The sequence below is a fragment of the uncultured Fibrella sp. genome (assembly GCF_964250085.1).
GTDB lineage: Bacteria > Bacteroidota > Bacteroidia > Cytophagales > Spirosomataceae > Fibrella.
Genome location: NZ_CAXUEC010000005.1, coordinates 304,286 through 323,772, shown reverse-complemented (window position 1 = coordinate 323,772; position 19,487 = coordinate 304,286). Strand labels below are relative to the sequence as shown.

The following is a 19,487-nucleotide window of genomic DNA, read 5'->3' as shown; positions in this document are numbered from 1 at the left end:
GTATGCATACGTACCTGTCTTCGCCGCTTGGCACCCTTCGCATAACCGGCGACGTATCGGGCGTGTCGGCCATTTCCTGCCTGGATGATCCCATGCCCGACCTATTCCTGATCCGCAATCTGCCTGCTCCCCTGCAACAGGCCTGCGACCAGCTTACCGACTATTTCGATGGTATTCGTAAAGATTTCACCTTTCTGATGTCGCCCATCGGTACGCCTTTCCAGCAGCGTGTGTGGGAAGCGCTGCTGACGGTGCCGTTTGGCCAAACGCGCTCCTACCTGTCGCTGGCCCGCCAACTGGGCGACGAGAAAGCGATTCGGGCCGTGGCCGCTGCCAATGGCCGTAACCCGCTGGCAATTGTCGTACCCTGTCATCGAGTCATTGGCTCAGATGGAAGCCTGACAGGCTATGCGGGCGGGCTGTGGCGCAAACAGTGGCTACTGGAACATGAAGGCTCGCGCCGTAAAGCCAATGAAGGGCAGCTAAGCCTGTTTGCTTTTTGACGGGCTCCCTACCATGATGGCTATTCGGAAAGCAGTTTTGCCAAACGCTCTTTTGATGCTGGTACCGCTACTGGGTATTGGCACATTTCTGGTTCTTTTTCTGCTGGCAACGTACCTGTATCCCGGCGGTTCACAGGCGGATAAACAGGCCGTAGGGTTTAGCTGGTTGCACAACTACTGGTGTAATCTGTTGAACGTGTATGCGATGAATGGGCAACCAAATCTGGCCAGGCCCGTTGCCCTGGCGGCAATGAGTGTGCTGTGTATATCGCTTTCAATCTTTTGGTATTTTCTGCCCCTGCTCTTCACATTCAGTCAGCGTGGTTCCCTACTCATACGGTCGACAGGAATCGGGTCGATGCTGTCTGCTCTCTTCATTTTTACGAATTTTCACGATCTGGTAATAAACATTGCCGGTTTTTTAGGGCTCATCACCCTCACAGGTACGTTCATTGGCCTGTACAAATGCCGCTTAATAAAGTTACTATGGCTTGGCATTGGGTGCTTGTTACTCATGGTTGTAAATAATTACATTTACTACACCAGTGACTCGCTCTACTACCTGCCACTTGTGCAGAAAGTTACGTTTGCTTTTGTTCTGCTCTGGATCTCACTGTTGACAATCCAGATGGTTGCTCAGCGTAAAGTCGCGATTACGGATTAGGCTACCTCTTCTGTCAATATCAATTTAAAACTATGAAAAAGCTCCTCTTGCCTTTGCTGATGCTATTTGTCGTTTGCCTTGTTGGTTTCAAACGGCCGGATATCAAAGTAACCCGAACCTATACCGACAATCAGATTGAACGGGTGGAGCGCCAGGTGCTCAAGCGGTATAAGGTCAAAGTAGCCATAAATGTGCTTAGCCGGAATGAGCGAAACGAAATAACAAATCTGGAACTGGTAAGGTATCAGAAGGATGGAAACAGGGGTAGTTCCTGTTCATCAGATAAATTTGGCCTCCTTATCATTACCGAAGACGGCTGCAAAATTGCCGATCTGGGTTACGAAAGCAAACTAGCCTCACTTGGAAGGTGATATGGGTTTGGTATAAGTAAACATCTTCTGTTCGAAGCGAAGCTGTCATAAATCGTGAGCCGGGTACTCGCGAGCTATGACAGCTTCGCTTTTTTTCGACTCGTCCAGATAACGAAAAACAACGCAGTTCCAGCCATTGCAGCCGCAAACAGCCCGATGACAGGTGCCGCAACGAAGCGCTGCGCGTGACCTGATATGAAAGCGCCGATTACATCGGAGAGGTTGACCAGTGCCATGTACGTTGTGAACTGCGAGCCTTCGACATTGGGGCGGCAGAGCGACATCAGGATCGGTATGGCTGCTACACTTAAACTGGGGTCCATCATATTCCAGAAAATGGCCCCCGCTGCGGCTACAGAAGGGTTGCTCCAGTAGGGCGATAAGAGGTTGATCGTCAGCAGGTAGGCGAAATGAAAGCCGATGATATACGGCAACAGTCGTTTGGGGCCAACGCGGTCTGCCAGCCAGCCGCCCGCCAGAATAATACCGATAACGATGAGCACGCCGTAACTGCCCGTAAGCCCCGACAAGGCCGTATCGCTCCAGCCGAGTTGCTGAATCAAGTGAACGTTGTAGGCCCGGATGAAGGCGTTTTGAGCAGAATACACCAGCAGAATGGGCAGAAACCACCGCAGACTATCGCGGGCAATTAACCCCCTGAACAGCTCACGAAACAGCCAGCCAATCGGGTACGTCGGGTACGTGGGCTGAAGCGTCGTAAACCCGGTTGTTTCGTTACCCGCCCTGCCAGGCAGCAGTGTATCGGTTGCTCGTTCGCGAATGAAAAACGTGATAACCGTCAGCGTCAACAGAAAAACCGATTGCGTAACAACGGCCGTATGGAAGCCCTTATGGCGTAATACGTACGACAGACCGGCGGCTCCAAGGCCGGTGCCCAGCAGAAAACCGCCCCGCATAAACGCGTTTATCCGGCCCCGTTCGTGATCGGGAATCGTTGAAATGGCCATGGCATCGACGCTGGCATCCTGTACGGAAGCAAAGGTGCCGTGTACCAGAAACGCAATGCCGAGCATTGTCACATTACTGGCTGGGTCATCGACGAATAGCATGGCCATTGATGCCAGAAACGCGAAGAATTGGGCCACCACGACCCAGGGTCTGCGCCGCCCTAGTCTTGAGCCCTGAAACCGGTCGATGAACGGCCCCCAAACGAATTGGAAAGTCCAGGGGAGGCCCTGCATGGCTACGAACGTACCTATACGGTCGGCGCGGAGGCCTTCGGCGGCAAGGTAGTTGGCCAGTGCGGTTGTGGCAAAACCGGCCGGAACACCCTGCATCACATACAGGTAAAAGAAGGTGATGAACCTTAGCCGCCTGTTCTGGGTCAGTACCAGTGCAGGGCGGGGGACAGACGGGAAAGCCGTTGTCGGTGCGTACTCTCCCATAGATACCGTAAACTACCCATGAGCCTGCTATAGCCTGTCCCGTAGAATAAGGAATCCGTTTTGCCGTCGGTCACGCCGAATTACCCGCTGACTAGCGCGGCTGATATGACACAATAATGCCCGTTCTTTACAGCCCATCACACAATACCTCAGTCTGCTGAATTATGGACTTTACCGCACGAATACTCATCTTACCCGGCCTGGGAAGTTCGGGCGAACAGCACTGGCAGAGCCTATGGGAACGCCAGTTCCCCGACTTTCAACGGGTGGAGCAGACTAACTGGGAAACACCCGTCTGTGCCGACTGGATTCGGCAGGTCGACGAGGCCGTGATGGCTGGCGATCCGGCAAAGACGATCCTGGTTGGGCATAGCCTGGCCTGTATCACGGTGGCCTATTGGGCAAAAACGTTTCAGCGGGCCATAAAGGGAGCCCTGCTTGTGGCACCGAGTGACACTGAAGCGGCGAGTTATCCGGCTGGCACCACCGGTTTTACGCCCGTGCCGTTAGAGCAGTTGCCTTTTCCGTCTATTGTTGTAACCAGCTCGTCGGACTTTTACGTCAGTCTGGAACGGGCCGCGCAGTTTGCCGGAGCATGGGGTAGTGAACTCGTGAACATCGGCGACGCCGGGCACATAAACGTAGCCGCTGGTTACGGCCAATGGCCCGACGGATTACACCTGCTTAAACAACTGGATGATAAATAACTAGTGCCAATCTATTTTTTGCTGACAAAACGATTGCCCTTCACATAATACCGGTAGGGGAGGTCAGCACCCTGGGTGATACCGATACGGGTGGTCGTTACCATGTCGAAATCTCTCAGCACGGGCGGACGAATATAGACGGAGCCGGTGACCAGCGACGAGAAATTGTGATCGGTCCGGGTGATGCCCAGCGAAATAACCAGCTTGCCGGGACCGTTGCAAAGGTTACGAAAGCCTTCCGACGTACCTGGATCGACGGTGTTGTTGCGGTAACGCTCAAAGCCCGTTTTAAACGCTTCGTTGCGCCGTATAGCCATCAGGTCGGTGCCTTCGGTTGGCTGGAGCGCCCGGATCAATACCGCTTCGCCAACGCCTTCGGGGCCGGTTACCACGTTGATGCAGTGGTAGTGATTGTAAATCTGGTAAACGTACAACGTACCTGCGGGGCCAAACATCGCGGCGTTGCGGGCTGTAGCGCGTCGGTAGGCATGGCAGGCCGGATCGCCGGTGATGTAGCCTTCTGTTTCAACAATGATGCCCGCCGCCGTTCCCTCCGGTGACTCATGCACCAGTTCGCAGCCAAGCAGTAGCTGGGAGAGTGTAAGCGTATCGTGTTGCTCGTAGAAGTCGAGAGGAAGCCGGTTCATAAGTAGCTCGTTGAGCGGATTATATGCTTAATTCGTACGTTATTAAAAAGTTATTAGATTAAAGACAGCTATAGATGAGATATCGCCACCTTACTATCCTATTCGTACTGGCCTCATTATGTGTGGTTTATCTGTCGCGTTGCCGATCTCTTGCATGTCAGAGTGGACCTACCCCATTGAGATTCAGGCCGCTGGCAAGCAACGGGGGAGAGCAGATCACCAGCACCAATGCCAGTAAAGTAACCCTGCGTTATTACGTTAATGGCCAACCTGCCACAATTGAGAATCTGAGTGTTCAACCCCCGCTTTTTAGTACCTATGATCTGGTGGAGAAAGCGCGTCGTGGCACTGACACAACACAATTTTACCTGTCTGTAAAGGATAAACCGTTGGGTGTACTTCAACTACGCACCTACATAGACTCCAGCCCATGCGATGGGTGGGTGCATGCAAGCGAGGTACGTTTCAACGGAAAGGTGATTACTTCCACAGCGGCTCCGTTCTACGCATTTGAGCTAACTGTTCCCTGAGCTTTTCCGGTTACTTCCACATAAGATCATTTCAATAGACAACCAGTAACTATGTGTAAACCGCTTTTTACGCTATTCATCGGGCTAATTACCGCTTTCGGTGCAGCCGCACAAAACCAACCCAAGCATGATATGGTACGCACTTACACGAATGCAGAGGGCGTACTGATCGTGTCGGTGTATTCGCGGGGGGCATATCAGTATATCCTGGTCATGCCGGACGCGACGGCCAAAACCCGGTACTATCCGGTGAACTTGTCTGACAGTTTGAAAGAGCAGGCACGAAAAACCGACCCGGCTACGCCCCTTCAGGTACGTTTCTCGGGTCGGTTGACGGGAAAGAAAGAAATCCTCAAGCAAGCCACCGCCAACGATGCCGGTGAAGCCGCCGGTGAACTTCCCCAGATAAAACTCACCTCGATCAGTGTCAGAAAATGACGTTTAAATCACGTTCATCGTCTGTTCCTTGATCTTTTCCAGTTCATCTTTCATCTGCACCACAAACCGCTGAATGGTGGCGTCGTTGGCTTTTGAGCCGATGGTGTTGATCTCCCGGCCAATTTCCTGGGCAATGAAATTGAGTTTTTTGCCATTCGCCTCCTCCGTCGCCAGCACTTCCATGAAGTAAAGCAGGTGGTTCTTCAGGCGGACTTTCTCTTCCGAAATGTCGAATTTCTCCACGAAGTACACCAGTTCCTGTTCAAAGCGGTTGCGGTCGAAATCGTCGCTGCTCAGCATGTCGGAGAGGTTGGTACGCATGCGTTCACGAACGGCGGGAATGCGCGTAACGTCCTGAACCTCAATGTCGGCAAGGCGGTCGGTGATGGTCTGTATGTATTCCTGAAATTTGTTTTCCAGCGATGCGCCCTCCTGCTGACGGAACTCGTTGCACCGACGGATGGCCTCGCTCACTGCTTCCTGAATGGTAGCCCAGTCTTCCTGTGCATTGTCGGTATTGCTGCTGGTTTCGCTCAGGTACGCGTTGGGCATACCGAGCGCCAGCCTGAACAGCTCGTCGTGCGAAATGCTGAGTGAGGTGACACCGGCCGCTTCGGTCAGGTCTTTTACGTAAGCAGCCACCAGCGGACGGTTGACCGTTACGGTGGGCCGGAGGTCGGCGGTGCGGGTAATGTTGAGGTTAAACTCCACTTTACCGCGTTCCAGTTGCTGGGTGAGGGTATTCCGCACCTCGATTTCGCGGTCGGAGAAGCCGCGTGGGAGGCGGCAAAAAATATCTAAAAACTTAGAATTCAGTGTTTTGACTTCTGCAGTTGCCGACAGACCGTTGGCTTCGACTGTGGCAGTGCCAAAACCGGTCATTGATTTGAGCATGAGAAAGGGGATTTTCTGCTTACCGTTTACTGCCTTCTGTTGCGCTGCCAACGTACCTGGCTTTGATCTGACAGCACAACCGACCACAGTAAACGGCAAACAGAAGACTATTTTTTAAGTGCGTTTGCTTCTAGTTCCTGGTATTCTTTGCGGCGGCGGACTACGTCGCAGGCGGTGTAGATGGCCTGAACCATCGATGTTTCGTCGGCCTGGCCTTTGCCCGCAATGTCATAGGCGGTGCCGTGGTCGGGCGAGGTACGTACAGCGGGCAGGCCGGCGGTGAAGTTCACGCCTTCTTCAAACGCGATCGACTTGAACGGAATCAGTCCCTGGTCGTGATACATGGCCAGAACGGCGTCGTATTTCCGGTACGATCGGGTGCCAAAGAACCCATCGGCTGGGAATGGACCGTAGATCAACTGCCCTTTCTGGCGCAGTTCGTTGATGAGTGGCGTGATGATGTCATTTTCTTCGTTGCCCAGCAGGCCACGTTCTCCCGCGTGCGGATTCAACCCCAATACGGCAATTTTTGGCCGACGAATGCCGAAATCCTGCTTCAGCGATTTGGTCATCATCTCCAGCTTCTGCGCGATCGCCCCTTTGTGAATACCCTGACGCACTTTGCCGATCGGTACGTGGCCAGTCACCACACCCACCTTCAGGATATCGCTCACCATAAACATCAGATCATCGGGAACGCCGAACGCATTGGCCAGGTATTCGGTATGGCCCGGAAACGAAAACGCCTCCGACTGAATATTATGCTTGTTGATGGGAGCCGTAACGAGCGCGTGAATCTTACCGGCTTTCAGGTCGTCGACGGCGCGGGTGAGGCAGGCAAAGGCAGCCAAACCTGCTTCGGGCGTTACCTTACCGGGCTGAATGTCGGTGGCAGGTTGGGGCGGAAGGGGCGTTTCGCCCTCGGCTACGGGTGGGCTGGGAATGGTATCGCTGAAGCAGGTGATGACGTTGGTCATTTTGTGGCTCGCCTGTTCTACCTGCTGAATACCGTTCAGATTCCAGTCTTTCAGGTTCAACAGATTCCGGTATCGATTCAGCACCCGCATGGATCCGTAAATAACCGGCGTACATATTTTCTGCAACTGATTGTATTGCAAGGCTTTCAGGATAACCTCAGGGCCAACGCCATTGAAATCGCCCAGCGAAATACCGATGATCAGGCGTTCCTGCTGGCTAGCTTCCGACAGCGGCGTACGCTCACTCCGGCCCGACCGGTCGCTATCCTCTTCAAAGACAGACGCCCCGGCGTAGCGATCAACCGCCATCGGCTCATACCGTTCCTGACGTTCGGGACGGGGCCGCTCGGGAATAATATCCTCTGTGCGATCATAAACGCTGCGTTCCCGTTCGGGTCGTTCGCTACGGTCAGATCCACCACGTTCGACGCGATCGCTGCTGCCACGTTCCATCCGTTCCGGCCGGCTGCGTTCCTGGTTTCGTTCGGGCCGAGCATTGCCATGCTGGGTACGTTCCGGGCGTTCCTGATTGTCGCGGCTGCGGTCGTTGTTGGGCTGGCGTTGCTGGTCGCGGGGTGGACGGGCATCGCGTTCCTGACCAGAGCGGGACTGACCTTGCCCAGAGCGCTCGTTCTGGGTATTGCGAGTAGGCTGGTCGTTGGTCGGACGGCTATCGGACGCTTTTTCTTTTGCGGGCTCAACAGGTGTAGTCAGGTCCGTATCGATAGCGCCTACCGACAGGTCATCGATCAGCGTCTCGTCGCCGACGGCACCCTGTTCGCCCCGAGCCTGTCCGTTCCGGTCTTTATCGCGCCCCCGATTCCGGTTCCGGTTTCTGTTGCGATTCCGGTTCCGATCTGACTGACCACCCGGGCGATTATCGGCCGGCCGGTCGTTCTGATTGTTGGTATTATTAGGTTGTTGTTCCATTGACCTTGCAGAGGTGGCTTGTCTTATCCAGGCCAGCCACCCTGAGGATGTACTCAACATTTACCGCTCATTCGCCTTTTTTGGCCCGTTGAATTGGTAATTGCTGACTGATTCTTGATAATTGCCGTTGCAAGTTACAAACTTCCCTACATGTCAACGACCCAGGCGGCTATTCTGATTGCCGATGAAATGCATCCTTCCCTCTTCGCCATGCTCGACGAGGCCGGTTTCACCTACGATTACCAGCCAACCATTGATCGGAAGACCTTACTGACTACCATTGCGCCGTTTGAAGGGCTCATTATTCGTAGTAAAACATATGTTGATAGTGAGATGTTTGATGCGGCTCCAGCACTCCGGTACATTGGCCGTGCCGGAGCCGGGCTTGATCTGATCGACATGGACGAGGCCACGGCGCGCGGTATTCGGGTATTCCATGCGGGAGCGGGCAATCGTGACGCCGTAGCCGAACATGTGGTCGGTATGCTGCTGGCCTTGTTTATCAACCTGCTTCGCGCCGACCGTCAGGTACGTCAGGGAATCTGGGACCGTGAAGGCAACCGGGGTATCGAACTGATGGGGAAAACCGTTGGGTTGTTTGGCTACGGTAACAACGGCCGGGCCACGGCGCGCCGCCTTAGTGGGTTCGGTTGCCGGGTGCTGACGTTCGATAAATACCGCACCAACTACGGCGATCAATTTGCCGAGCAAGTGACCGTTGAGCAGATTATGGCTGAATCCGACATTCTGAGCCTGCACGTACCGCTCACCGAGTATACCCGCCACTGGATCAATACTGACTTTGTGGCCCAGATGGCAAAGCCGTTTTTTCTGGTAAACGCCTCGCGGGGTGAAGTAGTCTCCCTGGATGCAGTCGTAGCAGGGTTGCAATCGGGCAAAATTCGGGGAGCGTGCCTGGATGTGCTGGAAAACGAAAAGCTGAAAACGCTGACACCCACCCAGCAGGTAACTTTCGATTACCTCCGCCAAGCCGATCAGGTAATTCTAACCCCCCACATCGCCGGCTGGACGCACGAAAGCTACGTCCGTATCAACGAGGTGCTGGTGAGGCAGTTGACCTCACCCCCAGCCCCTCTCCGTTAGAGAGGGGAGCCGCACTACAATAAGTTCGCCGGTCACTAGCCAAGCGGAGCTACTCCAAAGCGGCTCCCCTCTCTAACGGAGAGGGGCTGGGGGTGAGGTAACTACTTCCCTACTGCCCAGAATAAAAATCCCCAGCCGGCCAGGAAGAACAGGCCGCCGATGGGGGTGATGGCGCCGAGCCAGGTGACGCCCGAGAGGCAGAGAATATAGAGCGAACCGGAGAAGATCAACGTACCTGCCACGAAGCTCCAGGCCGACCAGTTCAGCGTTTTCAGTGCCGCCGGGTTATTGGCCAGCAGCTGGGTGATAATGCCCACCAACACCAGCGCAATGGCGTGATAAAACTGGTACTTCACTGCCGTTTCAAACGTATCCATCCGGCCAGCGGCTTCGAGGCGGGCGCGGAGGCTATGTGCCCCAAACGCACCGATGCTGACGCCCAGTACGCCAAGAATACTACCCATTTGTATGACCCAACGGGCCTGTGCAATCAAATTTTCCATAGAGTTCGATTCATTCTAATGACCCCGCGAAGGTACGGTCTATTGCGGCTCTCCTCGTAGGTCGCCAGCACGAATTGAGGTCAGTTTTTGGGTTTGATGAGCCGGAAGCTGATGATCGGTAGTGCGTCACAGCCAGTTTCAGAATGGGTCACCGCTGAGGTGGGTACGTTCGTTAACAGGCGCCAAAAAGCCCGCAACAGTCTGGTTGCGGGCCTTCAGCACTCCAGTATAAGTGAGCCGTACTTACACCATGCGTAGCAGCACTGATGAGCGGGCAGGTACGTTGAATGGTGTTTTTACATCGATCCGGTGGCCAGTTTCTACTTCACCAGCGGCTGTATCGACGATCACTTCGTAATGCGTTCGCGATTTGTGGGGAGCTGGCAGGCTGAACGGAATGTCTTCCCAATAACTGTTCAGTACCCATAATAGCTTGCTGGCACCCTCGTCTGTTTCATTGCTAAACTGACCGCTTTCGTCCTGCTCACTAACGCGTGCACCATCGACCCAAAGCGCCAGGCAGTGGGTATCGGGGTTCGCGTAATCTTCCGGGTGGAACGCCTGACCGTCGGGGCGGAGCCAGTCGATCTGCTCTGTTTCGTAGAATTTACGGCGGCTCAACAACGGGTATTTCTGGCGCAGGGCCGTTAGCTGCGACGTGAAATTAAACAGTGCCTGTTGTTTCTCGTCCCAATTCCAGTTGAACCAGCTAATCTCGTTATCCTGGTTGTAGCCGTTATTGTTACCATGCTGGGTACGTCCATATTCGTCGCCCATCATAAACATCGGTGCGCCCTGACTCAAGAGCAGCGTTGTCAGGAAATTACGTTTCTGCTGTTCGCGTACCTGATTGATGGCCGGATCGTCGGTGGGACCTTCTGCACCCATATTCCAGCTTTCGTTGTTGCTTTCGCCATCATTGTTATTCTCGCCGTTGGCCTCATTATGCTTGTCGTTATAGCTTACAAGGTCATTCAGGGTAAAACCATCGTGCGCAATGATGAAATTTACGCTATTGCCCGGTCCACGTCCGTCGGCATACAGATCGGGGCTACCCAATACGCGCAGCGTCATCTCATGAGCCTGGCCTTTGTCGCCTTTCCAGTACTTACGTACGCAGTCACGGTACTTGCCGTTCCATTCCGACCAGCGCACCGGGAACTGCCCAACATCATACGAACCAATGTCCCAGGGCTCGGCAATCAACTTCACCTGACTTAAAACAGGGTCCTGATTGACTGTATCAAGGAAAGACGATACGTTGTCGCCAAGCTCACGGAGAAGGGCTGAGGCCAGATCGAACCGGAACCCATCCACGTGCATTTCCTGTACCCAGTAACGCAGGCTGTCCATCACTACCCGTAACGTTTGCGAGTGGGTCAGATTGAAGGTATTACCCGTTCCCGTATGGTTCATGTAGAACTGCGGCTGCTCGGGTACGGTGTGGTAATACACCTTATTATCAATGCCCTTGAAGGAGATGGTAGGCCCCATCTCATTGCCCTCGGCGGTATGGTTATACACCACGTCGAGAATCACTTCGATACCCGCCCCATGCATGTTTTTCACCATCTGCTTGAACTCAGCTACCACATTGTCTGACGATGCGTAGCCGTTGTGGGGCGCAAAAAAACCGATGCTGTTGTAACCCCAGTAGCTTTCATTCGAAAACTGGTGAACCGGCAGTAACTCTACCGCCGTGATGCCCAGTTTCTTAAAGTAATCGATTGATTCAGGGGTTCCCAGGGCCGCATACGTGCCCCGGATTGATTCGTCGATGGTTGGATGCTGGTAGGTAAAACCCTTCACGTGCATTTCGTAGATCATCGATTTATGCATTGGCGTACGGGGGGCTTTGTCGTCGCCCCACTCGAAAGCTGTAGAGTCGACCACCACGCTTTTTGGCGCTACTTTGCCGCTATCGATGTTGCTCATGTACAGGTAACGATCCTCCGCTTCGCTTTCGAAATCGTAGCCCAGAATCTCGGTCGAGCCGCCAACGATGCCATGTACTTCGCGGGCGTAGGGGTCGAGCAGGAGTTGGTTGGCGTTGAAGTAATGCCCCTCTTCAGGTGCATATGGCCCATCAACCCGGTAACCATATAGCTGGCCGGGTTTGATGCCTTCAAGGTAGATATGCCACACGTTCTCGGTCTTCTCGATCAGTTCGATTCGGTGTGTTTCTTTCTCGCCGCGTTTCGACGAAAACAGGCACAGCGATACGCCTGTGGCATTTTCACTGTAAATGGAAAAGTTTACGCCCTGTTCATCGACAGTAGCGCCCAGCGGATAAGGCTGGCCAGGCCGCGACGGTATGTTGGCCGTTGAAGCAGTAGGAGAGGTTGTCATATTCGTTGAAATGAGTGGTATAGAGTACCATAAGAATAAACCCATATCTATGAAAAATGTTAGGTCTTCTCCGTAGTTGGCTGGGTATGTTGGAATTGGGCTCTCACTTGGGAGAAACATAAAGAAACCAGTATCTTGCCACTCATGACTTCACGACGAACCTTTTTGCGGGCCAGTGCACTACTGCTGCCCCCATTACTCACCAATCGGGCTGTTTCGGCTACGAAAGCGATTTTTGCGTCCAAACCAGTAGTTGTATCAACCTGGGATAGTGGCGCGATTGCCAACAAAGCGGCCTGGCCAGTACTCCAGCGAGGTGGCCGTGCGCTCGACGCTGTTGAGGCAGCCGGCATAGCCATCGAGAACGACATTAACTGTTGCGTTGGCCTGGGTGGCAATCCCGATCGCGACGGGTTCGTTACGCTCGATGCCTGCATCATGGACGAAAAGGCAAACTGTGGTTCGGTGGCTTTTCTGGAGCGGATCAAACACCCGGTTTCGGTTGCCCGCAAGGTGATGGAAAATTCACCGCATGTGATGCTGGTAGGGTCGGGCGCGCAACAGTTTGCGCTGGCCAATGGCTTCACGCTGGAGTCAGGTACGTTGTCGCCAGATGCCGAAAAGACGTACCGCGAGTGGTTGAAAAAGTCGGAGTACAAGCCGGTTATTAATATTGAGAACCAGAAACCCGTTCGCGGTGCCAAAGGGCACGGCCCCTTTGCTCCGTCTTTTTTCGACGACGGCACCCCGAACCACGATACAATGGGTACGGTAGCCCTCGATGCGTCGGGCAACCTGTCGGGTATGTGTACTACCAGTGGCATGGCCTTTAAACTACGCGGTCGACTGGGCGATTCACCGTTGATCGGCGCTGGCCTGTTTGTCGACAATGAAGTTGGGGCAGTTACCTGTTCGGGGCAGGGCGAAGAGGTGATTAGAATGGCTGGTTCACATACGGTGATCGAATTGATGCGCCAGGGCCTAACACCCGCTGACGCCTGTAAAAAAGCTGTCGAGCGCATTGTCACCCGCAATCCCGAGAAAGCCAAAACCTTTCAGGTAGGTTTTATTGCCCTGGGCCGAAACGGCGAAGTAGGGGCCTACGCTGTTCAGCCCGGCTTCAGTTACACGCTGACCAACGCCGAACAGAATGGGGTGCTGGTGAAATCGCCGAGCTATTTTAAATAAGCCTCATCGGGCTCTGCCCGGTGTAGCTTGTGATTAACTTATCCGCGTTCCCATATCCACCTCAATCAGGTATGCTCGTCCGCCGGCGCGTTCAATGGCTTCGGCAATGTGCCCGGCGTTCTCGGGAGCATAGGCAAACATGCAGCCACCCCCGCCCGACCCGTTGATCTTTGCCCCGTAGGCACCCGCGTCGAGTGCAGCGTCGATCATCCGCTCAATTTTTGGGGTTGATATGCGCTTCGCGTCGCGGAGGTTTTCCTGATGCATGGTCAGCAACCTGCCAAACGTATGATGATCGATGGCTGGCTGGCGAAGAATCATAAGTGCCTGACGGAGAATGTTACGGTCCAGGAGGTTGCCGCGAACCAGAATTTTTTCATCGTATGTGAGCAGGTGAACGTACCTGTCCAACTCATGGATTGGGAGGGTTTCGAGCGAAAACGTTGGGTCATAGGCCCGCATCTTGTCCATGGCGGCGAGCATACCGTACTTCACGTGTTTCAGCAGGCCAATAGTGTCTTTTGGCTCACCCGAATCACCCAGTACGAACGTACCTAGTGTCGGTGTAAAGGTGTCAACCTTAATCTGGGGAACTGATTCCAGGTAGATAACGCCGCCAAGGGCGGTTGAGTAGTGATCCATCCGTCCGCCGGGATCGCCGAATTCAAGCACTTCCGCTATATACCCGAATTCGGCCAGTTGGATGGGCGAGAAAGTGCGTGGCTCATCGGCCAGTTGACTCAGTATCGCCAGCCAGCTAATGAGCAGCGCCGACGAACTGGACGTGCCGGCGTTGATGGGAATGTTGCCGGATACCTCGCCGCTGATGCCCTCTGAAAAGCGTAGTCCTTCCCGGTACAACACGTTCAACGCACTGCTGAAATAATCGCGGTCGTGCAGGTACGTTAGCGGAAACGCGCTGATGTCGAAGGTTACTTCTCGATGAAGATCAGGGAGTTGGAGACGTACCTGTGGCGGCCCGCCCCGGTGCGCCGTTACCCCAATGCGCCTGGAAATTGCTGCCGCAATGACGGGCAAACCTAAATAATCCTGATGCTCACCAAATAAGCAAATTCGTCCGGGTGTTGAAGTGGTCATTAGGTGGTTATTTATTGTCATTAAGTGGTCATTAGCGATCAGTTATTGTTTATCGACTGATGACCATCAATGACCACCTAATGACCGGTCCGCCCGAGCGGGCGCAGCGTACTGACAGTTTCAGTTAATACGCATCGGTTAGCCCGAAAACAGGCTTGTTGGTTTTCCATTTGCCCCGCGTGAAATCAGGAATTTCGATAGGCTTACTGCCTTTGGCAATGCTCTGTTCCGACAGTGGGCTAATGGCACTCCAGGCGGCGGCATCGTACACGTCGATGGGTGGGGCGGTCTGGTTCTTGATCGCTTCCACAAAGGCCCGGAATACGAAGAAATCGATGCCACCGTGGCCGGCTTTTTCGGCGCTGGCTGCGTGCTGTTTCCAGAGCGGGTGATCGTACTTTTCCTGATAGTCTTTAAATGGCTCAAATACGTGTGGCTTGGCTGATACGCCCTCGAGGTAAATCACGTCGCCATCGTCCATCCAGACGCCCTGTGTGCCCTGCGCCCGAAACCCGAGCGAGTAGGGGCGGGGCGAATTGGTATCGTGGATGATCACGATGTTTTCGCCGTTGGCGCATTCGATCATGGTCGTGACCACATCGCCCAGCTTGAAATTTACGTTGGCGTTGGGGTGGTTGGCACCGCCTTTATCAACCACATACTTGTGTAGTCCGCGCGATTTGGTAGCCATCGACGTCAGGTACGTAAACTGGTTACCCCGGTTGATATTCAGCCAGTGGGCCACTGGTCCGAGGCCGTGGGTGGGGTACAGGTCGCCGTTTCGGTCAACGGAATGCTGCGTACGCCAGCGCGCTTCCGACATGGCATTCGCCCCAAATTCTACGCCGCCGCCATATACCTGTTTGCCATTGTTGAACTTTACATCGCGAAGGTCGTGCTGGTAGCCGCAGTGGGCATAGGTCATTTCGCCAAACATACCCTGGCGAACCATATTCAACACCGCCAGCACGTCGCGGCGGTAGCAAACGTTTTCAAGCAACATGCAATGCGCGCCGGTTTTCTCGTGCGCATTCACCAGATCCCATGATTCTTTGAGCGTTACGGTCGCCGACACTTCCAGACCGGCATATTTACCAGCCAGCATGGTGGCTACGGCCATCGGTGCGTGCCATTCCCAGGGCGTGGCGATGATTACCCCGTCGATATCGTCCCGTTTCAGCATGTCTTTGAACGCTTCGTCACCTTTCGAGAACGTAGGCGGCAGCGCACGACCCGCTTTCTGAAGTTGCGCATTGGCTTTACCCAAGGCAATCGGGTCGATATCGCACAGAGCGGTTATCTGTACATCGGGCCGGTAAATAGCCTGTTCCAGGTGATTCCGGCCGCGTTCGCCCAAGCCAATGAATGCCAGACGTACCTTTTCGAGCGGTGCTTTCGTGCCCGACTGCGCGTAAAGGGGTTGTGTCAGCAACGAGGGAAAGAGGGGAAGAGTAGCCGTGCTGAGCGCCGTTGTGCGCAGAAAAGAACGTCGGGAAGAGTGCATGGACATGTAGTTTTTGACTGCCTAAAATAGAGCAAATACCCTTAAAACAAAAAAGCCTGCACTCAACGAGCGCAGGCTTTCCGATCCCACCATTCACTACACTACCAAAGCCAAGCGTCCCATTGTTGCATGGGCCGACTCGACTTTACTCTTCTGGTGAAGCAACAACTCGCGGGTACTAGCTGCGATATCGGTCTGCTCCAACACATCTTTATAATCGTTTAATGCTTCTGAATCACCACGTTGGCATTCTTCGGCTACTGCTTTGTCTGTACTGTTCGACACTGCCGACTTAATGTTGATCCAGGCACGGTGTAGGTCTGATGCCAGACTCGTTCCGCTATCGGCGTCGCCGCCCAAAGCCCGGATTTCGCGGTCCAGTTCGGTAGCAAATTCGGCCCGCTGACGCGATTGAGCGAGGAACAGACTTTTCAGTTCGGCATCTTTTACACTGTCGGCCGCTTCCTGATACCCTTTTTCGGCATCATGGCTGCGTGTTAACAGTTTATTTAATTGATCGAGGATTTCGCCCCGCGTCTCTTTAACAGTCATAACGTTGTTGAGTTTACTAAAATGATGTACTGGTACCTTGTTAATACGTTGAGTAAATCAGAAAGCTACTTTTGGGGTTACTTCGTTGGGTCGTGCCCCCAGTTTTTAAGCGAATAAAGCCAGTGGCTGCCTTCCACTTCCGCTGGCTTCTGGGCCGAATGCCGTCGCACATAACTGATAACTTTGCGCATGTGTGCGTAATCGTCATCCGTTAGTTCAGCCTGCATCTTACCTAGAATGGTGATGATCTTCTTGCCCGACTCGTGGCCTATCGATTCACCTTCACCGTCTTTTTTCTGGCCTACTTCTTTCGACTCAGGCGTATCCAGCCATTTCGTTAACGAAGAGGCCGACATGTTTACGACTTCATCGAACTCGTTTCGGACCTCTTTCTTTTCAGCGTCGTTCAGCGTAGCCATCTTCGGAAATGAGGTTAATCGATGTTTCCATTTTTGGCGTCTCGCTGCATCTTCTCGTTAGCAAATACGGCAATATCGACCCGGCGGTTTTTTGCGCGACCCGTTTCCGTACTATTATCTGCAACGGGTTGTGATTCACCATAGCCTTTTTCGCTTAAACGGCCTCCTTTTACGCCCACCGACTTCAGGTAGCCCGACACAGCGTCGGCGCGTTGATTGGATAAACGCAGGTTCAGGTCGTCTGACCCGGTAGCGTCGGCGTGACCTTCAATAACCAGATTTGTATCTGGATACTTCTCTAAGGTCTGGGCAAAATCGGCCAACTGACGCTTTGTTACATCTTTCAGATCGGCCTTGCCCACGTCGAACAGGATGTCGGAATTGAAGGTAATCTTGATGCCTTCGCCAACGCGTTCTACCGTTGCGTTGGGCAGGTCTTTTTTCAGGTCTTCGGCCTGCTTATCCATCTTACGACCAATAACAGCCCCCGCTGCTCCACCAACCGTTGCACCCAGAATAGCCCCCAGTACGGTGTTACCCGACTTGCGGCCAATTATACCACCAGCTACGGCCCCGGCACCAGCCCCGATGCCGGCACCCCGCTGCGTTTTGTTTGTATTGTTCTTGATTGATTTGCAACTCATCAGCGCATCGCTGGACGTCAGGCCGGCGGCCAGGAGCAGAGCAATGAAGCTCTTGCTGTTGATTTTCATACTTGTCATAACGTGTGAGTGAAGTTGATTTAGCTACTACTAGCCAAAAGCTATACCAGCGCTCACGTCGTACTGAACAAATAGTTTGTATGAGTTTTTACTAACTGATTATCAGTGGGTTAAATAAGCGGTTAACGAGGCACTGGTTTCGTGCATACCAGTGTTATCGGTTGCCCTGTATAGCAACGAGTCGCCACTTTGTGGAATTAATTCTACGTACTAAGTGGGATAATTAATTCGACTGATGAAGGCTTTGCAGAAATTGCTCCTTATAGTGGCGTCCCAGCGGAACAAGACGTTCGGCAATTCTGATCTCATTTTCGTCAAACGTGTCAACAAGAAGCGTATTCACGGCGTGGGAGCGATGTACCCGCACTATTTTAGGATAATCCAGCTTGTCGAGGACCGTCGTGAGCGGCATGCGCAGTGAATATTTTTTGGTCGCTGTCAGAAAGGTGGTATAGATATCTTCGGCCACCAGCACATGAATGTCGCTGAGGTTGATTTTTACGAACTGATAGCCCTGCCGGATAAAGATATGCTGCCCGCTTTTCAGGATCATTTCCCGCGCGCTGACCATCGATTCAACGGCGGGCACAGGTGCCGACGGACTGGTTTGGGCCGACCTGTTGCCATTGTTTAGGGCAATTTCAATCGCCAGCCGTAGATTCATGATATCGTAGGGCTTGGTCAGGTAGGCGGCGGGGAAGGTTTGCTTGGCTCGCGACACGGTCTCTGCGTCGGAGTAGGCGGTCAGATAGATCACAGGTACGTTCCGAATGGCATTGATGCGGCGGGCCGTTTCTATACCGTCGAACTCCCCTTTGATGGTGATGTCGCAGAGGAGCAGATCTACCTGATTGTGTTGAAAAAGGTCGATGGCTTTAAGGCCATTATTAGCGATACCTACCACCCGATACCCTTCTGCTTCGAGATGGTCGCAGAGGGTCATCGCTAAAATTGCTTCGTCTTCAACAACTAAGAGGTTCATATTGATTTAGTTATTGGTTAGTAGTCACTGGTTATTGGGTAATAATTATTGGATAAGCGACATAATCTTGTGGGGCTGGCTGTTACTAAGCAACGCTAATGACTGATAACCAATAACCAATACCTGACAATCGATAGCCCGTTCATTTGGCAATATGTAATCTGAAATGCATACCCAGCCCTGGTTGCATAGAGCAGGCACCACCTATCTGTTCGCTCAGGCCTTCGATAAGCCGCTGAGGAAGCGCCACGCCCGCACGCGACCAGCGTGTACTTTGATTTTCCAGCGACGGCCCTTGGTCCGTTACCTCAAGGAGCAGGCCATCGCGCTGGGAGAGGCTCACCGTAAGCATTGGCCGTTGCGGGGCGGCGTGCAGGGCTGCGTCGGCTACCAGTTCATGCAGGATAAGGCCAACAGGCAAGGCCATGTCGGCGCTTAGTTCATCCGTATCCAGTAGCAGAATCAGGTCGGAGGCGTCATTGAGGGTCAGCGTCTGATACAACCGTTGCATGTATTGCCGCAGGTTCACGGCCGTGGGAGCACTGCCCTGATAAAGCCGTTGTTGCAGCAAGGCTACTGACCGTACCCGGCTTAAGCTTTGTTGAAGTGGGTACCGGGCCGGTTGGTCTATGACCTGGGCCAATTGGAGTTCCATCAACCCGATCACTACGGCCAGGTTGGTATTTACCCGGTGGCTCAACTCGCGGCGTAACGTCTGGATATCGTCTTCCTGTTTGCGTACTGCCTGTTTTACCTGCCGGAGTTTCTGCACCAGCAACCCACACGCCAGCAACAGGCCGCTCAGCATGCCGAGCGCCAGCCAGATAGAGATGGGAGAAAGGAAAGGTGGCAACATGTCGACGCATACGGGTTGCGTTGCGCTACCCGTGAGACCAGGTGGTGCAACGAAATCGGTACACTAAAATGCACAGAAAGTAGGTGAGGTGCCGATCAATGTCGGTAAACAACAGGCACACTGTGGTCGATGAGTAGTTTTTG

21 protein-coding genes are annotated in these 19,487 nt (G+C 53.5%); 8 read left to right on the top strand and 13 right to left on the bottom strand.

Going from position 1 to position 19,487, the window contains the following annotated elements; translation table 11 throughout:
• Window positions 1-2 precede the first annotated feature (2 nt).
• Genes ACFE8Q_RS18210 through ACFE8Q_RS18200 form a run of 3 tightly spaced genes read left to right on the top strand, consistent with a single transcriptional unit; the run spans window position 3 to window position 1,538 of the window.
• On the top strand, window positions 3-503 hold the full coding sequence (locus ACFE8Q_RS18210; protein WP_375446855.1) for a methylated-DNA--[protein]-cysteine S-methyltransferase: 501 nt from the start codon (window positions 3-5) through the stop codon (window positions 501-503).
• Window positions 504-558: 55 nt separating this feature from the next.
• Window positions 559-1,167 carry a hypothetical protein gene (locus ACFE8Q_RS18205; RefSeq protein ID WP_375446854.1) on the top strand — a complete coding sequence of 203 codons (609 nt, stop codon included), beginning with the start codon at window positions 559-561 and terminating at the stop codon, window positions 1,165-1,167.
• 32 nt (window positions 1,168-1,199) lie between these two features.
• Window positions 1,200-1,538: a hypothetical protein gene (locus tag ACFE8Q_RS18200; RefSeq protein ID WP_375446853.1), complete on the top strand. Its 339-nt coding sequence runs from the start codon at window positions 1,200-1,202 to the stop codon at window positions 1,536-1,538.
• 74 nt (window positions 1,539-1,612) lie between these two features.
• Here the strand turns inward: ACFE8Q_RS18200 and ACFE8Q_RS18195 are convergent, their stop codons facing one another.
• A complete protein-coding gene (locus ACFE8Q_RS18195) occupies window positions 1,613-2,944 on the bottom strand; it encodes an MFS transporter (protein WP_375446852.1) in 1,332 nt (443 codons plus the stop codon).
• Between the two features lie 164 nt (window positions 2,945-3,108).
• Between ACFE8Q_RS18195 and ACFE8Q_RS18190 the strand changes: the two genes are divergently transcribed.
• Window positions 3,109-3,651, top strand: coding sequence for an RBBP9/YdeN family alpha/beta hydrolase (locus tag ACFE8Q_RS18190; protein ID WP_375446851.1), 543 nt, complete (start codon window positions 3,109-3,111; stop codon window positions 3,649-3,651).
• Between the two features lie 11 nt (window positions 3,652-3,662).
• Here the strand turns inward: ACFE8Q_RS18190 and ACFE8Q_RS18185 are convergent, their stop codons facing one another.
• Window positions 3,663-4,298: a DNA-3-methyladenine glycosylase gene (locus ACFE8Q_RS18185; protein WP_375446850.1), complete on the bottom strand. Its 636-nt coding sequence runs from the start codon at window positions 4,296-4,298 to the stop codon at window positions 3,663-3,665.
• 176 nt (window positions 4,299-4,474) lie between these two features.
• Between ACFE8Q_RS18185 and ACFE8Q_RS18180 the strand changes: the two genes are divergently transcribed.
• Together ACFE8Q_RS18180 and ACFE8Q_RS18175 are read left to right on the top strand one after the other, a co-directional pair.
• Complete coding sequence (locus tag ACFE8Q_RS18180; protein WP_375446849.1) at window positions 4,475-4,828, top strand: hypothetical protein; 354 nt, start codon at window positions 4,475-4,477, stop codon at window positions 4,826-4,828.
• Between the two features lie 132 nt (window positions 4,829-4,960).
• Window positions 4,961-5,266: a hypothetical protein gene (locus ACFE8Q_RS18175; protein ID WP_375446848.1), complete on the top strand. Its 306-nt coding sequence runs from the start codon at window positions 4,961-4,963 to the stop codon at window positions 5,264-5,266.
• A 3-nt stretch (window positions 5,267-5,269) separates the two neighbouring features.
• Here the strand turns inward: ACFE8Q_RS18175 and ACFE8Q_RS18170 are convergent, their stop codons facing one another.
• Both ACFE8Q_RS18170 and pdxA read right to left on the bottom strand, forming a co-directional pair.
• Window positions 5,270-6,160 (bottom strand): YicC/YloC family endoribonuclease, encoded by an 891-nt coding sequence (locus tag ACFE8Q_RS18170; RefSeq protein WP_375446847.1) that lies wholly within the window; start codon window positions 6,158-6,160, stop codon window positions 5,270-5,272.
• A gap of 107 nt (window positions 6,161-6,267) precedes the next feature.
• On the bottom strand, window positions 6,268-8,067 hold the full coding sequence (gene pdxA, locus ACFE8Q_RS18165) for a 4-hydroxythreonine-4-phosphate dehydrogenase PdxA (protein WP_375446846.1): 1,800 nt from the start codon (window positions 8,065-8,067) through the stop codon (window positions 6,268-6,270).
• A 150-nt stretch (window positions 8,068-8,217) separates the two neighbouring features.
• Here pdxA and ACFE8Q_RS18160 point away from each other — a divergent pair, with 150 nt between their 5' ends.
• Window positions 8,218-9,171, top strand: coding sequence for a 2-hydroxyacid dehydrogenase (locus ACFE8Q_RS18160; RefSeq protein WP_375446845.1), 954 nt, complete (start codon window positions 8,218-8,220; stop codon window positions 9,169-9,171).
• A gap of 101 nt (window positions 9,172-9,272) precedes the next feature.
• Here the strand turns inward: ACFE8Q_RS18160 and ACFE8Q_RS18155 are convergent, their stop codons facing one another.
• Window positions 9,273-9,674 (bottom strand): DUF423 domain-containing protein, encoded by a 402-nt coding sequence (locus ACFE8Q_RS18155; RefSeq protein WP_375446844.1) that lies wholly within the window; start codon window positions 9,672-9,674, stop codon window positions 9,273-9,275.
• Window positions 9,675-9,917: 243 nt separating this feature from the next.
• Complete coding sequence (glgX, locus tag ACFE8Q_RS18150) at window positions 9,918-12,023, bottom strand: glycogen debranching protein GlgX (protein ID WP_375446843.1); 2,106 nt, start codon at window positions 12,021-12,023, stop codon at window positions 9,918-9,920.
• Between the two features lie 144 nt (window positions 12,024-12,167).
• Here glgX and ACFE8Q_RS18145 point away from each other — a divergent pair, with 144 nt between their 5' ends.
• Entirely contained in the window at window positions 12,168-13,211 is a 1,044-nt protein-coding gene (locus ACFE8Q_RS18145) for an isoaspartyl peptidase/L-asparaginase family protein (RefSeq protein WP_375446842.1), read from the top strand.
• Between the two features lie 33 nt (window positions 13,212-13,244).
• On the opposite strand, the gene ACFE8Q_RS18140 is transcribed toward ACFE8Q_RS18145, so the two are convergent.
• The 7 genes from ACFE8Q_RS18140 to ACFE8Q_RS18110 form a co-directional block, all read right to left on the bottom strand.
• On the bottom strand, window positions 13,245-14,309 hold the full coding sequence (locus tag ACFE8Q_RS18140) for a mevalonate kinase (protein WP_375446841.1): 1,065 nt from the start codon (window positions 14,307-14,309) through the stop codon (window positions 13,245-13,247).
• A gap of 124 nt (window positions 14,310-14,433) precedes the next feature.
• Entirely contained in the window at window positions 14,434-15,813 is a 1,380-nt protein-coding gene (locus tag ACFE8Q_RS18135) for a Gfo/Idh/MocA family protein (RefSeq protein ID WP_375446840.1), read from the bottom strand.
• A gap of 96 nt (window positions 15,814-15,909) precedes the next feature.
• Window positions 15,910-16,365, bottom strand: coding sequence for a PA2169 family four-helix-bundle protein (locus ACFE8Q_RS18130; RefSeq protein ID WP_375446839.1), 456 nt, complete (start codon window positions 16,363-16,365; stop codon window positions 15,910-15,912).
• A gap of 77 nt (window positions 16,366-16,442) precedes the next feature.
• The gene (locus ACFE8Q_RS18125) at window positions 16,443-16,784 is read right to left on the bottom strand and encodes a DUF3140 domain-containing protein (RefSeq protein WP_375446838.1); all 342 of its coding nucleotides are present in this window, start codon (window positions 16,782-16,784) and stop codon (window positions 16,443-16,445) included.
• 14 nt (window positions 16,785-16,798) lie between these two features.
• Window positions 16,799-17,506 (bottom strand): OmpA family protein, encoded by a 708-nt coding sequence (locus tag ACFE8Q_RS18120; protein ID WP_375446837.1) that lies wholly within the window; start codon window positions 17,504-17,506, stop codon window positions 16,799-16,801.
• Between the two features lie 223 nt (window positions 17,507-17,729).
• Window positions 17,730-18,488 carry a response regulator gene (locus ACFE8Q_RS18115; RefSeq protein WP_375446836.1) on the bottom strand — a complete coding sequence of 253 codons (759 nt, stop codon included), beginning with the start codon at window positions 18,486-18,488 and terminating at the stop codon, window positions 17,730-17,732.
• A 142-nt stretch (window positions 18,489-18,630) separates the two neighbouring features.
• Window positions 18,631-19,344, bottom strand: a complete 714-nt coding sequence (locus ACFE8Q_RS18110; protein WP_375446835.1) for a sensor histidine kinase — start codon at window positions 19,342-19,344, stop codon at window positions 18,631-18,633.
• Window positions 19,345-19,487 lie beyond the last annotated feature (143 nt).

Bases quoted from the DNA above. Each gene is read 5' to 3' on its own strand.
- ACFE8Q_RS18210 (WP_375446855.1), top strand. From the start codon at position 3: ATGCATACGTACCTGTCTTCGCCGCTTGGCACCCTTCGCATAACCGGC.
- ACFE8Q_RS18205 (WP_375446854.1), top strand. From the start codon at position 559: ATGCTGGTACCGCTACTGGGTATTGGCACATTTCTGGTTCTTTTTCTG.
- ACFE8Q_RS18200 (WP_375446853.1), top strand. From the start codon at position 1,200: ATGAAAAAGCTCCTCTTGCCTTTGCTGATGCTATTTGTCGTTTGCCTT.
- ACFE8Q_RS18195 (WP_375446852.1), bottom strand. From the start codon at position 2,944: ATGGGAGAGTACGCACCGACAACGGCTTTCCCGTCTGTCCCCCGCCCT.
- ACFE8Q_RS18190 (WP_375446851.1), top strand. From the start codon at position 3,109: ATGGACTTTACCGCACGAATACTCATCTTACCCGGCCTGGGAAGTTCG.
- ACFE8Q_RS18185 (WP_375446850.1), bottom strand. From the start codon at position 4,298: ATGAACCGGCTTCCTCTCGACTTCTACGAGCAACACGATACGCTTACA.
- ACFE8Q_RS18175 (WP_375446848.1), top strand. From the start codon at position 4,961: ATGGTACGCACTTACACGAATGCAGAGGGCGTACTGATCGTGTCGGTG.
- ACFE8Q_RS18170 (WP_375446847.1), bottom strand. From the start codon at position 6,160: ATGCTCAAATCAATGACCGGTTTTGGCACTGCCACAGTCGAAGCCAAC.
- pdxA (WP_375446846.1), bottom strand. From the start codon at position 8,067: ATGGAACAACAACCTAATAATACCAACAATCAGAACGACCGGCCGGCC.
- ACFE8Q_RS18160 (WP_375446845.1), top strand. From the start codon at position 8,218: ATGTCAACGACCCAGGCGGCTATTCTGATTGCCGATGAAATGCATCCT.
- ACFE8Q_RS18155 (WP_375446844.1), bottom strand. From the start codon at position 9,674: ATGGAAAATTTGATTGCACAGGCCCGTTGGGTCATACAAATGGGTAGT.
- glgX (WP_375446843.1), bottom strand. From the start codon at position 12,023: ATGACAACCTCTCCTACTGCTTCAACGGCCAACATACCGTCGCGGCCT.
- ACFE8Q_RS18145 (WP_375446842.1), top strand. From the start codon at position 12,168: ATGACTTCACGACGAACCTTTTTGCGGGCCAGTGCACTACTGCTGCCC.
- ACFE8Q_RS18140 (WP_375446841.1), bottom strand. From the start codon at position 14,309: ATGACCACTTCAACACCCGGACGAATTTGCTTATTTGGTGAGCATCAG.
- ACFE8Q_RS18135 (WP_375446840.1), bottom strand. From the start codon at position 15,813: ATGCACTCTTCCCGACGTTCTTTTCTGCGCACAACGGCGCTCAGCACG.
- ACFE8Q_RS18130 (WP_375446839.1), bottom strand. From the start codon at position 16,365: ATGACTGTTAAAGAGACGCGGGGCGAAATCCTCGATCAATTAAATAAA.
- ACFE8Q_RS18125 (WP_375446838.1), bottom strand. From the start codon at position 16,784: ATGGCTACGCTGAACGACGCTGAAAAGAAAGAGGTCCGAAACGAGTTC.
- ACFE8Q_RS18120 (WP_375446837.1), bottom strand. From the start codon at position 17,506: ATGACAAGTATGAAAATCAACAGCAAGAGCTTCATTGCTCTGCTCCTG.
- ACFE8Q_RS18115 (WP_375446836.1), bottom strand. From the start codon at position 18,488: ATGAACCTCTTAGTTGTTGAAGACGAAGCAATTTTAGCGATGACCCTC.
- ACFE8Q_RS18110 (WP_375446835.1), bottom strand. From the start codon at position 19,344: ATGTTGCCACCTTTCCTTTCTCCCATCTCTATCTGGCTGGCGCTCGGC.